This is a genomic window from Gemmatimonadota bacterium (assembly GCA_041390105.1).
In the GTDB taxonomy this organism is placed as follows: domain Bacteria; phylum Gemmatimonadota; class Gemmatimonadetes; order Longimicrobiales; family Gaopeijiaceae; genus JAGQIF01.
The window spans coordinates 350,507-362,721 of sequence record JAWKQO010000002.1; the positions used below are offsets into that span (position 1 = coordinate 350,507).

Consider the following 12,215-nt stretch of genomic DNA (forward strand, 5'->3'; position numbering starts at 1 on the left):
GCTACCCCACCACGAAGTTGAGGAGACGCTCCGGAACATAGATGACCCGCCGCACGTTCGTTCCTTCCAGGTGTCGTGCCACACCGACGTCTGCCCGGGCGGCGGCCTCAGCCGCTGTCTGGTCGGCCCCGGCGGGCACCTGGATCGTCGCGCGCGTCTTCCCATTGACCTGAACGGCCACGGTCACCTGCGTCTCGCGGGCCTTGTCCGAGTCGAAGGTCGGCCAGTTGCCACCATCGAAGATGCTGGTGCCGTGGCCCAGGCGGGACCACAGTTCCTCGGCGATGTGCGGCGCGAAGGGGGCCACCATGACGATCAACGGTTCGATCTCCGCACGGCAGGAGGCCCGACCGCCGGCGCGCACGACATTCAGGCACTCCATCATGGCCGCGATGGAGGTGTTGTACTGGAGCTGCCCGAGCTGATCGGTGACCTGGGCGATGGTCTGGTGCAGCTTGCGCTCCACGTCCGGGTCGGCTGCGGGAGCGACGCCGTTGGCTTCCGACTCCGCGACGGAGACAGCGGTGTCCCACAGCCGGTGCAGGAAGCCGAAAGGACCCTGGATGCCCTCGTCGCGGTAGTCGCCGCCCTCCTCGAAGGGGCCCAGGAACATCAGGTAGAGTCGGAACGTGTCTGCTCCGAACTCCTCGATGATCGGATCGGGAACGATGACGTTGCCCTTGCTCTTGGACATCTTGGCGCCTTCACGGATGATCAGTCCGTGCGCGCGGAAGCGTGTGAAAGGCTCCTCGAACTCCAGGTGGCCCAGGTCACGCAACGCCATGGTCACAAAACGCGAGTACATCAGGTGCAGGACCGCGTGTTCGTTGCCGCCGATGTAACAGTCGACGGGCAGCCAGTTCTTCGTCACGCGCTCATCGAAAGGGCGGTCGGCGAAGTCGGTGGACGGATAGCGCAGGAAGTACCACGCGGAATCCAGGAACGTGTCGGAGACGTCCGTTTCGCGACGCGCTTCGGCTCCACAGGACGGACAGGTGGTCCGGTACCAGCTCTCCACACGCGCCAGCGGACTCACACCGGATTCGTCCGGCTTGAAGTCGTCCACCCGGGGCAGGATCACCGGCAGTTCCGACTCCGGCACGGCCACGGGTCCACACGCATCGCAGTGGATGACTGGAATGGGCGGGCCCCAGTAGCGCTGGCGTGAGATGCACCAGTCGTGCAGCCGGTAGTTGATGCGACGATCGCCGAGATTCTCGTCGACCAGCCAATCGATGATGGTGGCCTTGCCGTCCGCCACCGACAGTCCGTCGAAGCGACCCGAGTGGACCAGGCGCCCATTCTGGTTGTCCACGTAGGGCTCGGTGAGCGGGTCGTCCGCCGACCCGTCCGGAGGGGCGACCACGCGCACGATCGGCAGCCCGAATGCCGAGGCAAACTCGAAGTCGCGCTGGTCGTGTCCCGGCACCGCCATGATGGCGCCACTGCCGTATCCCATCAGCACGTAGTCCGCCACCCAGATGGGGATGTCCTCGCCGGTCGCCGGATTGCGGCAGTGTCCACCCGTGAACACGCCCGTCTTCGACTTGTCCGTCTTCTGCCGCGACACCAGGTCGGTGCGCCGTGCCTCGTCGCGGTAGGCGGACACGGCCGCGCGCTGCTCCGCCGACACGACCTGATCGACCAGTGGATGCTCCGGAGCCAGCACCATGTAGGTGGCGCCGAAGATCGTGTCGGGCCTCGTGGTGAACACCTCGATGCGAGCGTCGCTGCCCACCACGGGAAAGTGGATGGTGGCCCCTTCGCTACGCCCGATCCAGTTCTGCTGGGCCTTCCGTGTGGTGTCCGACCAGTCCAGCGTCTCCAGGTTGTCCAGGAGTCGACCGGCGTAGTTCGTGATCTTGAAGAACCACTGCGCGATGCGGCGCTGCTCCACCGGGGTGTCACAGCGCTCGCAGCGGCCTGCGATCACCTGTTCGTTGGCCAGCACCGTCATGCAAGACGGGCACCAGTTGACCGGCGCCTCCTTGCGTTCGGCCAAGCCTGCGTTGAAGAGCTGCACGAAGATCCACTGCGTCCAGGCGTAGTAGGCCGGGTCGGTGGTATCGACGGTGTGCGTCCAGTCGAACATCCCGCCGATGCGACGCAGCTGGCGCGTGAAGTTGGCCACATTCTTCGGGATCAGGTCCATCGGGTGCACGCCCACTTTGAGCGCGAAGTTCTCCGAGTGGATCCCGAATGCGTCGAAGCCGATGGGCTCGAAGACCCGGTGTCCGAGCAGGCGGCGGTAGCGGCCGTGCACGTCCGCCCCTGTGAACGCATAGATGTTGCCCACGTGCAGCCCCTCGGCGGAGGGGTAAGGGAACATCATCAGGTTGTAGTAGGGCCTCTCGGGCGTGCCGCTCAGTTCCGCCAGGGTGAAGCGGTTGGTGCCGCGTTCCTCCCAGGTCGACTGCCACTTGTGTTCGACGGCGGAGGGGGAGTAGGCCGTCCGGGTCTCGCTCGCCATGGGGTCATCCGAGTCGTTGGGGCTGAACCAATCCGTAACCTAAGGCGGCGGTCCAGAGGCGCGAACCCCCGTCAGGCTGCGTGAGCCCGCGGCGCCCGGCCGCGGAAATCAGCGGCCCGTCGGCAGCAGCTCCCAGGGGTCGGCGACGGTCGCTGCCTGGGCCCGCAGCGCACGCAAGACCCCAGGGAGGTCCTGATCCATCCCTCGCCACAGCTGGTCGAAGTCGCCGAGGCGGTGGTAGTACCGCATGCGGCCCAGTAGGGTCGCGTTGTTCAGAGGCTGGTCCAGGAAGCTCTGGTAGCGGCCCGCCTCGAAGGTGGGTTGGACCTCGGACGCGAAGCGTTCGCGGTGGCGCTGGAACACCGCTTCGCGACCGGACAGCTTCTCCGCTTCCGACAGGTCGGTGCGGCCGTAGAGCGTTTCGAGCTCGGCGACCAACCCATCGATGAACTGCGAGAAGCGGATCTCGTCCCGCCAGCGGGCCTGGGCGCGTCGGCACCACACGGTGTCGGCGCCTCCCCCCGGACGTGTGCAGAAGAACCGCATGGCGCCCACGTTGCCCACGAACTGCGCGAAGCTCTCGTTGAAGGTGACCTGGCCCGGAACGAACAGGTGGTTGTGGGAGAGCTCGTGCAGCACCGTCTCGACCAGCGACACCTCGTCCGCGCGAGCGGTGGTGGACAGGAGGGGGTCGGCGAACCAGCCGAGCGTGCTGAACGCCGAGGTGGGGCGGAGGAGTGCGTCGAAGCCCTCCGCTTCCAGCTTGGCGCGTTCTCGGGCACCTGCTTCGAAGTCGAAGTAGGCGCGGTACGGTACGTGTCCCACGATCGGGAACCACCAGGTCCTGGCGGCCAGCCGCGTGCGATAGGCCGCCGAGACGACCATGGCCAGCGTATCTCGCTCGAGCGCGGAGTAGCTCGTGAACGCGTCTCCAGCGTCGAGGCCGAGCTCCTCGACGGCATAGATGCGCGCCTCACGCGTCAGGGTCAGCTTGCCTTGCAGCCGCGCATCGGTCTGGCCGTCCAGGATGACCTCGGCCAGGGGCCGCCGCGCGGACAAGATGCGAGCTTCGGCCAGTCCGGCCCGGATCACGTAGAGGGGCGAACAGGCTGAGGTCCCCAGCCAGAAGGCGAGCCCCACGAGCAGGCGGCTCCCGTGGCGCCGGGCGGAGTCCGTGCACGGGCCGCGCCGGAGTGCCGCGCTGCCCCCCGCGCCGGGACGGTCCATGGCGCCTACGCGCTCATCTCGCTGCGGATCTCCAGGTAGCGCCGCTCCTGGGCCTCCGGGGTCGGATCGCGGAACCGGATGAGGCCGGCCGGAAAGCGCTGGGTGGACAGGCCCAGCACGCGACTCATCTGCACGGAGGATTGGTCCAGGATCTCGGCCACCATGCGCACCGAGGTCGGTGTGCTGCCGTCGCGGAGGGACCGAAGGCCGAGGAGCTCGGTCAGTCCGGCGCGCAGCGCGGGAGAGAGCGCCAGCGTGCGGGGCTCCTTGTCCATGAGCTCTTTGCTGCGATGTCCGAGGTGGACCAATAGCGCCTGTGCGCTCTCCGACGGCTTGTCGTCCGCCTCGATGGAGGAGATCAGCCCGAGCAGCTCGTCCGTCTCCATGCCCGGCGGCCCGCCCTGCCACACACGCACCACCCGCTCGATGTCGTGCAGGAAGCTCCAGGCCAGCTCCCGCGCGCGGTCATGCAGGCGTCGGCGCTCGAATAGCCAATCCACCACCGCTACGGTCACCACGATCCCGAAGAACTCGGTGCCGAGGTTGACCAGAATGGAGCGAGCTGTCTCGAGATCCGGCCGGCCGCGGAGCAGCCAGGCGATGGCGATGGTCGACCCGGAGAGCAGCAGGGTCGCCAAGGCCAGAGCGGTTCGCACCACGGCCGGCCGGTCCTCCGCTACCGCAGGTTGCGGATGAGCGGGATCCCGCCTTCGGTGGGCACATAGACCACGTTGCCCTCACCGAGGCTGGAAAGCTGCTGGATGTAGAAGAAGGTGAGGTATTCGGGGGTCAGGCCCTGTGAGATGATCCGTTGGGCTTCCGCGATGCCCTTGGCCTCTTCGGCCTGCTGGCGTGCCTTCTCCTGGATGATCTCCGTCTGGAAGCGCTCCGCGGCCACCTGCTGCTCGCGCTGCAGCTTCTCCTCGATGGCGGACCGGACCAGGTCGGGCGCCTGGATGTCGCGCACGAAGACGTCCAGTACCTCGATGCGGTCACCGGCTTTGGCCTGGATGGCCGACTTCATCTCGGTGGCGATCTCCCTCCGGTTGGGCGAGAAGATCTCGTTGATGGACTTGGTGGCCACTGCGTCGCGCACACCGTTGCGGACGGCGTTCAACACGATGCTGCTCTTGATCTGTTCCTCGGTGCCCAGGCGCTGGTACAGATCCGGCGCCCGCGCACCGTCCAGCTTGAAGAGGATCGAGACCTCCAGCATCACAGTGAGCTGCTCCGAGGTCTGGGCCTCGATCCGCTCCACGCCTCCGTCCGACGGGAACGCCTGCTCGCGGACGGACATCTTGGTGATGTTGGCGAAGGGGTTGATGACGTGCACGCCCTGGAAGAGCGGATCGGTGTCCACCCGCCCGAGGAAGTGCTTCACCCCCACCTCACCGACGTCCACCATGGTCACGGTGTTGGCGAAGGCCAGGAACAGCCCGAAGAGCATGATCAGATAGCTCGCGACCTTGGTGCTCCCCGGTGCCTTGGTTCGCGTCCCCGCCAGGCGCACCAGGCCGCCTACCAGGATCACCATCACCGCCAGGATCATCAGGCCCATCGTCGACTCCTTATGATTCGGTCAACCCTTGGGAGCGCGCCCTGCCGCCCCGCGGGTCCGTCTTGTTACGTGGTACACTAGCTACGGGGCACGGGCCGGGGGGCTTCACGCGCCCTCCAGCATGGGGCGGCTATCGGGGTCGGGCGCTTCTCTCACCTCGGCCAGGTCGGCGCTGGCGACCAGCTCAGCCGGGAGGGCCCGGACGGCCGCCTCCAAGGCAGCGGCCAGATCGGGCGCCTCCAGCTCCAGGGTGTGGTACAGGTGCCTGGGACGACCGTGGCGGATCACGACGCGGTAGCGCACCCGAGCAAGGTAGGGCGGCGCCACTCGGCCGGGAACCGTCGGGCGGGGGCGGGCCACCCGTTACAATGGGGGGTTGCCAAGTCCAGCCAGGGCAGGCAGGGTCATGCACCTCGCCGACGAAAGGTCTTCCGCAGCCGATGAGCGACGCCGCCCGCCTTCCCGAGATGACTCCGACCGAGCTCAAGGAACGGCTCGATCAGGAGCAGCCCGTGGTGCTGGTCGATGTCCGCGAGCCACACGAGTGGCAGATCGCGGATCTCGGCGAATACGGTCCAGTGCGAATGCCCATGGGCGAGTTCCTGGAACGCATGCGCGAGCTGGATCCGTCCGCAAACGTGGTGGTGTACTGTCGTTCGGGGGGCCGCAGCGCCTGGGCGGTGCGCCAGCTGCTCCATGCCGGCTACTCGAAGGTGTTCAACCTCAAGGGTGGGATCCTCGCCTGGCGGGACGAGGTCGACCCTTCGCTGTCGGCCTACTGAGGGCGTGCGCGCGCCGGCGCCTGCAGCGTATCAAGCCGCAGACCGCACGAACTGCAACTCGTAGAGTCGGGCGTAGAGCCCTTCCTGCTCCAACAGCTCGGCGTGGCTTCCCTGCTCGACCACCTGCCCGTGGTGCAGGACCAGGATCCGGTCTGCGTTCTGTACGGTGGAGAGCCGGTGGGCGATGACCAGCGACGTGCGCCCGGCCATGAGGCGATCCGTGGCAGCCTCGATCTTTGCCTCGATCTCGGAGTCCACCGAGCTGGTGGCCTCGTCCAGAACGAGTACGCGAGGGTCGAACGCCAGCGCCCGGGCGAAGGAGATGAGTTGTCGCTCGCCCACCGAGAGCGACGCGCCCCGCTCTCCCAGCTTCTGCGAGTAGCCTCCGGGTAGGCGCTCGATGAAGGGCGCCGCCCCGATCTGTTCGGCGGCGAAGCGCACCCGCGCGTCGTCCACGTCCGGGGATCCCAATCGGATGTTGGCGTGCACGTCGTCGCTGAAAAGGAATACGTCCTGGAGCACCAGTCCGATGGAGTCCCTCAAGTCCCGTTGCCGCAGTTCGCGAATCGGGATGCCGTCCAGGAGGATCTCGCCGCGTTGGGGCTCGTAGAAGCGCATCAGCAGGTTGATGATGGTGGTCTTGCCTGCCCCGGTATGGCCGACGATGGCGAGCTTCTCGCCGGGCTCCACCACGAAGCTCACATCCCGCAGCACCCAGTCGGGCTCTGCGCCCTCCGCCTCGTACGCGAACCATACCCCCTTGAACTCCACGCGCCCTTCCACCTGAGTGGGGAGCGGGGTCGGATCGGGGACATCCCGCACGGCGGGTCGCCGGTCGAGCAACTTGAAGATGCGCTCGGATGAGGCCATGGCGCCCTGCAGCAGGTTGTACTTCTCGGACAGGTCCTGGATGGGGCGGAAGAAGCGCCGTGCGTACTGGATGAAGGCCACCATCACGCCGACCTGGATGGTTTCTGCCAGAACCTGGCCGCCTCCCCACCACAGGATCAGCGCCAGGGCGGTGGCCGTGAACAGCTCGATCAGAGGAAAGAACAGTGCGTAGTACGTGATCGAGCGGAGATGCGCTTCCAGATAGGCCCGATCCAAAGCCCGAAACGCGTCGGAGTCCCGCTGTTCCCGATTGAAGAGCTGGACCACCCGCATCCCGGTGAGGCGTTCGTGCAGGTAGGCGTTGATGCGAGCCAGGCGCAGGCGGATGTCCCGGTAAGCGACGCGGACCTTGGCGCGGAACACGAAGGCGGTCACGAACACCAGGGGGAGCACCGCGAAGGTGATGAGCGCCAAGCGCCAGTCCATGCGCAGCATGGCCACCACGATGAACACCAGAGTGAAGACGTCGCCGAACACCGTGACGATCCCGGAGCTGAACAGCTCGTTCAGCGTCTCGACGTCGCTGGTGATGCGGGTCATCAGCCGCCCGACCGGGTTCTTGTCGTAGTAGCGGAGGTCGAGGCGTTGCAGATGCGCGAAGATCTCCCGCCGCAGGTCGAGCATCACCTTCTGGCCCAACCAGGTGGTGAGGATCTGCTGGACGTACTGAGCCAGGAACACACCGACCAGCGAGCCGAGGAAGAGCAGCGCCAGTACCGCCAACTGGTGTCGGTCGCCGGCGGGGATGGCCTCGTCGATGGCCATCTGGGTGAGCCAGGGTCCCACGACCTCCAGGGCGGCGGAGGCCACCAGGACCGCGATGGCCAGTGCCACCAACGCTGCGTGGGGATGCAGGTAGCGGAGCAGGCGTCGCATCAGCGCGGCGTCGTACGCCTTGCCGAGCGCTTCTTCTTCCTGGATCGGGACGGGGTCAGCCATGGCAGAAGGGTCCTCGCTACCCGGGGCCGGGGAAGCCAGTTCCGAAAGCCAACCCCGCGCTGGGGCACATGGCTCTAACTTCGAGGAGCCCCGCCTGCGACCAGGAGAACGACATGCTTGCCCGACCCGCGCTGGTCTTCTCGTCCGCACTGCTGCTGGCCGCTTGCGGCACGGGGGACTCTCCCGGCCTCCCCGTCGTGGTCACGGACTCCGCTGGCGTGAAGATCATCGAGAATCCCGCTCCCACCGAGCTCGGCCCCTGGACCCGTACGGTAGGAGCGACACTCCTGCGCCACGCGCCCGGCGCCGATGCGCCCGAGCCTCCTCTCTACCGCATCTCGGGAGCCCGACGACTGTCGGATGGTCGACTCGCGGTCAGCGACCAGGGGGCCAAGGGAGTGCGGTTGTACAGCGCACAGGGGGTGTGGGAGCGCACGATGGGAGCGGAAGGGCAGGGCCCCGGTGAATTCCAGAATCCGGTGCTCCTCGGTCTGGTCGGAGAGGATTCGCTCGTTGTGGGCGACGTGGACAACCGCCGCATCACGATCCTGCATCCCGACGTGGGGCTGGTCCGCACTGCGGCGATTCCTGACGCGGCCGGCGGCTACCCGATTCCACAGGGCCTGTTGGACGACGGCAGCGTGCTGGTGGGCGGCGGGTTCTTCTTCTCGTCCGGCCAGGGTCGCCAGATGCAGAGCGGTGTGTCGAGGGGCCCGACCACGTTTGCCGCGTTGTTCCCGGACGGAGCATTGCGTGCGGCCCTCGGTGAGTTCCCCGGGATCGAGATGTACTGGGAGGTCAGCGCCTCGGGACTGCGGGGCCGCCTGATCCCCTTCGGCAAGATCCCCGTGGCGGCGGCGGGTGCGTCGAGGATCTACCTGGGGACTTCGGACCGCTACGAGATCCTCGCGTTCGACCAAGAAGGAGCGTTGCGTGAGATCATCCGCAGCCGGTATCAACCGCCCGCGGTCAGTGCCGAAGATCTGCGGCACTACCGGGATGAGCGGCTCGAGGATGCGGATGACGCGGAGGAGCGCCGCCAGATCGAGGACGATCTGAACCAGACGCCTCCGGCCGAGCGTTGGCCGGCCTACCAGAGTTTTCTGGTGGACGGCGCTGGCCGTCTGTGGGTCGGGGCCTATCGCGGTCCCGGGGACGACGATCCGGTGTACGCGGTCTTCGCAGCCGACGGCAGGATGCTGGGTACCGTGGCGTTTCCCCCGCGCTTCCGGCCCTTCGACATCGGGGACGACTACGTGCTGGGGAGTCGCTTCGACGAGCTCGATCAGGAAACGCTGGAGATGGTCGCGCTGCAGGGCGGGTGACGGTCGGCGCTGGGTCGCCGCTTGCGATGCCACGCGCGCCCTGACGACAATGGGCCGGCCGGGCTCCTCCGCGGAGCAGGGCACCCACTCCCTCCGTCGGAGCGCACCCATGAAACGCACCTTGCTCCAGAGCGCCTGCGTCGCGGCCGCGGCGCTGTGCCTGGCTGCCCCTCACGCGACGTCGGCGCAGCAGACCGGTGGCTACGACCCCGAACAACGACTGGTCGAGTTGGGGATCACCCTCCCGCCGGCACCGAGCCCCGTGGCCAACTACGTGAACGCTGTCCGCACAGGGAACCTGGTCTTCCTGGCTGGGAAGGGACCGAGGCGTGCGGATGGATCCGAGATCCATGGCAAGCTCGGAGCCGACGTCTCCATCGAAGAGGGATACGAGGCGGCACGTCTCACGGCCATCAATCAGCTGGCAGTCCTCAAGTCCATGCTGGGTGACCTCAGCCGCGTGGAGCGGGTGGTGAAGGTGTTGGGCATGGTCAACTCGACTCCCGACTTCCTGGAGCAGCCCGCGGTGATCAACGGGTTCTCGGACCTGATGGTGGAAGTGTTCGGGGAGCGCGGCCGGCACGCCCGGGCGGCGGTGGGGATGGCGTCGCTGCCGCGGGGGCAGGCCGTGGAGATCGAGATGATCGTGGAGGTCCGGGACGGGGCGCCTCGGCCAGCGGAGACCGCCGAGCCCATCCTGTTGAAGTACTTCGGTGCCGCCGGATGGGAGATCCGGGACGGAAACGTCGTGGTGCTGGTCGACCCCTACATCTCTCGCTTGAAATACGCCGGGGAAGGACATCCGGACGACACCCGGACTCAGTTTCCGCGGACCGGCCCGGGCCAACCCGACACGGCGTTGATCAACTCACTGGTCACCGAGGCCGATTTCATCCTGGTGCACCATTCACACTACGATCACCTGGGTGACGTGCCCTACATTGCGGCCCGGACGGGGGCCAAGGTCATCGGCACCGAGACCACCACCACGATCCTTCGTGCCTATGGCATCCCCGAGGAGCAGCTCTACGCCGTGCGTGGCGGGGAGGACTACCAGTTCGACGACTTCTCGGTGCGGGTGGTCCCGGGGATCCACTCGGCCCTGAACGACAAACACTACTACGACGGCCGCCAGTACTCGGCGGCCAGCGGCCTGAGGGCGCCGCTGAGGATCGATCAATTCATCGAAGGAGGCTCACTCCAGTTCCTCGCGCGCTTCAAGAACCACGAGGTGCTCACCATGGGATCCATGAACTTCGTGGAGCGCGAGCTGCAGGGCCTCCGCCCCGACATTCTCCTGGCCGGGATCAACGGGTCACGGCTGGGGCTCTACCAGTATGACGAACGGCTGCTGAAGGTGACGGGGTATCCGCGCGTGGTGATCCCGACTCACTGGGACAACTTCCAGTATCCCTACGGCTTCTCGCAGCAGGCCAACTACGAGAACAACCTCGTTCCGTTCATGGAGGCGGCGAGGATGATCTCTCCGGGCACCACCGTGCTGCCGCCCACCCACCTCGAGACGTTGGTGGTTCGCTGAGGCTTCGGCCGGCCCCGCCGGCACGCAGGTGCCGGCCGGGGCGGTGGCGCTGCCGACGCGGAGTGCCCCGTGTTCAGGGGTCTGCTACGGCCGTTCCCTGCGGCTCAGCTCCTCCAGGACGCCGGCGAGCGGGCGACCGGCACCCACCAGTGCGACCAGCACGTGATAGAGCAGATCCGCGGCCTCCTCGTCGATGCGGTCTCTCTCACCACGTGCCAGCGCCACGACCAACTCGGCACACTCCTCGCCCAGCTTCTTGAGCCTCCGGTTCTCGTCCGCCAACAGCTCCGCCGTGTAGCTGGTGGCCGGGTCCGCGGTCCTGCGCGACTCCAGTCGCCGCCACAGCCGGTCCACCACCCCGGCGGTCAGGTCGTTTCCGAAGCAGGTCGCCGCGCCCGTGTGGCACACGGGACCGGCGGGCCGGACCTGGGCCAGCAGGGTGTCCCCGTCGCAATCGGCCTTGAGCGCGTGGACGTGCAGCACGTTTCCCGACGTTTCCCCCTTCCGCCACAGCTGCCTGCGGGCACGCGACCAGAAATGCAGCTCGTGCGTCTCCAACGTGCGTTCGACCGCCTCACGGTTGGCGTGCGCCATCATGAGCACGCGGCCCGTGTCGTAGTCCTGGGCGACGACGGGGACCAGCGCGTCGGCACCACCGAAGCGGAGTTGGTCCAGATCTTCGAGAGCGCGGATGGGCGTAGGCAGATTCATCGGATGGCCATTCCCCGGTCGAGAAGTTCGCCCTTGAGTGTGCTCACGGTGGTGAGCCCGTCGTGCAGGACGCCGGCGAGCAGTACGGCGGAGGCGCCGCCGAGTGTCAGGCCCTCCGCCAGATGAGCGGCGTTGGCGGCCCCGCCCGAGGCGATGACGGGTACGCGGACGCGGGCGGTCACCGCCTGCAACAACTCGATATCGTATCCGGAGCGGGCGCCGTCCTGGTCGATGGACGTGAGGAGGATCTCCCCGGCCCCCCGCTCGGCGCAGGCCGCGCACCAGTCCACGGCGTCCAGGGCCGTAGGCCGAGTGCCCCCGTGCGTGAACACCTCCCAGCGCACCGGCCCCTCCGACGGGACGCGCGCGGCGTCGACGCTCGCGACCACGCACTGCGCGCCGAACGCGTCGGCGGCGGCCGACAGAAGCTCGGGGTCGGTCACGATTGCGCTGTTGAGGCTGACTTTGTCCGCGCCGGCCCGCAGCAGCCCGCCGATGTCCGCGACCGAGCGTACGCCACCACCCACGGTGAGGGGAACGAAGAGGGTCTCCGCGGTGCGCGTCACGGTGTCGCGGAACGTTCCGCGTTCTTCCAACGAGGCACTCACGTCCAGGAACACGACCTCGTCGGCTCCGTCGGCCTCGTAGCGGCGCGCCAGCTCCACCGGATCGCCCACGTCACGCAGCCCCTGGAAGCGCCGGCCCTTCACCACGCGCGCGTCCCGTACATCCAGGCACACGATGAGTCGCGGTCTCAGCATGCTCGCCGCCC

General features: G+C 67.4%; 11 protein-coding genes and 1 pseudogene. 4 read left to right on the forward strand and 8 right to left on the reverse strand.

From position 1 onward, the window contains the following. Position 1: 1 nt before the first annotated feature. From leuS to R3E10_10865, 5 genes are all read right to left on the reverse strand, one after another. On the reverse strand, positions 2 to 2,470 hold the full coding sequence (gene leuS / locus R3E10_10845; GenBank protein ID MEZ4416231.1) for a leucine--tRNA ligase: 2,469 nt from the start codon (positions 2,468 to 2,470) through the stop codon (positions 2 to 4). Positions 2,471 to 2,578: 108 nt separating this feature from the next. Further along, positions 2,579 to 3,697, reverse strand: a complete 1,119-nt coding sequence (locus R3E10_10850) for an aminopeptidase (protein ID MEZ4416232.1) — start codon at positions 3,695 to 3,697, stop codon at positions 2,579 to 2,581. A 5-nt stretch (positions 3,698 to 3,702) separates the two neighbouring features. After that, complete coding sequence (locus R3E10_10855) at positions 3,703 to 4,356, reverse strand: hypothetical protein (protein ID MEZ4416233.1); 654 nt, start codon at positions 4,354 to 4,356, stop codon at positions 3,703 to 3,705. A gap of 17 nt (positions 4,357 to 4,373) precedes the next feature. After that, positions 4,374 to 5,255 carry a prohibitin family protein gene (locus R3E10_10860; GenBank protein MEZ4416234.1) on the reverse strand — a complete coding sequence of 294 codons (882 nt, stop codon included), beginning with the start codon at positions 5,253 to 5,255 and terminating at the stop codon, positions 4,374 to 4,376. A 105-nt stretch (positions 5,256 to 5,360) separates the two neighbouring features. Continuing rightward, entirely contained in the window at positions 5,361 to 5,582 is a 222-nt protein-coding gene (locus R3E10_10865; GenBank protein MEZ4416235.1) for a hypothetical protein, read from the reverse strand. A 113-nt stretch (positions 5,583 to 5,695) separates the two neighbouring features. Here R3E10_10865 and R3E10_10870 point away from each other — a divergent pair, with 113 nt between their 5' ends. Further along, positions 5,696 to 6,037 carry a rhodanese-like domain-containing protein gene (locus tag R3E10_10870; GenBank protein ID MEZ4416236.1) on the forward strand — a complete coding sequence of 114 codons (342 nt, stop codon included), beginning with the start codon at positions 5,696 to 5,698 and terminating at the stop codon, positions 6,035 to 6,037. 30 nt (positions 6,038 to 6,067) lie between these two features. On the opposite strand, the gene R3E10_10875 is transcribed toward R3E10_10870, so the two are convergent. Next, on the reverse strand, positions 6,068 to 7,867 hold the full coding sequence (locus tag R3E10_10875) for an ABC transporter ATP-binding protein (GenBank protein ID MEZ4416237.1): 1,800 nt from the start codon (positions 7,865 to 7,867) through the stop codon (positions 6,068 to 6,070). A gap of 113 nt (positions 7,868 to 7,980) precedes the next feature. On the opposite strand from R3E10_10875, the gene R3E10_10880 reads away from it, so the two are divergent. The 3 genes and pseudogenes from R3E10_10880 to R3E10_10890 all read left to right on the forward strand — a co-directional run bounded on the left by R3E10_10880 (position 7,981) and on the right by R3E10_10890 (position 10,732). After that, the gene (locus R3E10_10880) at positions 7,981 to 9,192 is read left to right on the forward strand and encodes a hypothetical protein (GenBank protein ID MEZ4416238.1); all 1,212 of its coding nucleotides are present in this window, start codon (positions 7,981 to 7,983) and stop codon (positions 9,190 to 9,192) included. A gap of 109 nt (positions 9,193 to 9,301) precedes the next feature. Then, positions 9,302 to 9,853 (forward strand): annotated as a pseudogene (locus R3E10_10885) (RidA family protein). Further along, the gene (locus R3E10_10890; protein ID MEZ4416239.1) at positions 9,833 to 10,732 is read left to right on the forward strand and encodes an MBL fold metallo-hydrolase; all 900 of its coding nucleotides are present in this window, start codon (positions 9,833 to 9,835) and stop codon (positions 10,730 to 10,732) included. Before R3E10_10885 ends, R3E10_10890 begins: the two are co-directional and overlap by 21 nt. 84 nt (positions 10,733 to 10,816) lie before the next feature. Here the strand turns inward: R3E10_10890 and hisIE are convergent, their stop codons facing one another. Both hisIE and hisF read right to left on the reverse strand, forming a co-directional pair. Next, on the reverse strand, positions 10,817 to 11,443 hold the full coding sequence (hisIE, locus tag R3E10_10895) for a bifunctional phosphoribosyl-AMP cyclohydrolase/phosphoribosyl-ATP diphosphatase HisIE (protein MEZ4416240.1): 627 nt from the start codon (positions 11,441 to 11,443) through the stop codon (positions 10,817 to 10,819). After that, entirely contained in the window at positions 11,440 to 12,204 is a 765-nt protein-coding gene (gene hisF / locus R3E10_10900; protein ID MEZ4416241.1) for an imidazole glycerol phosphate synthase subunit HisF, read from the reverse strand. The genes hisIE and hisF overlap by 4 nt, the downstream gene beginning before the upstream one ends. Positions 12,205 to 12,215: the final 11 nt, after the last annotated feature.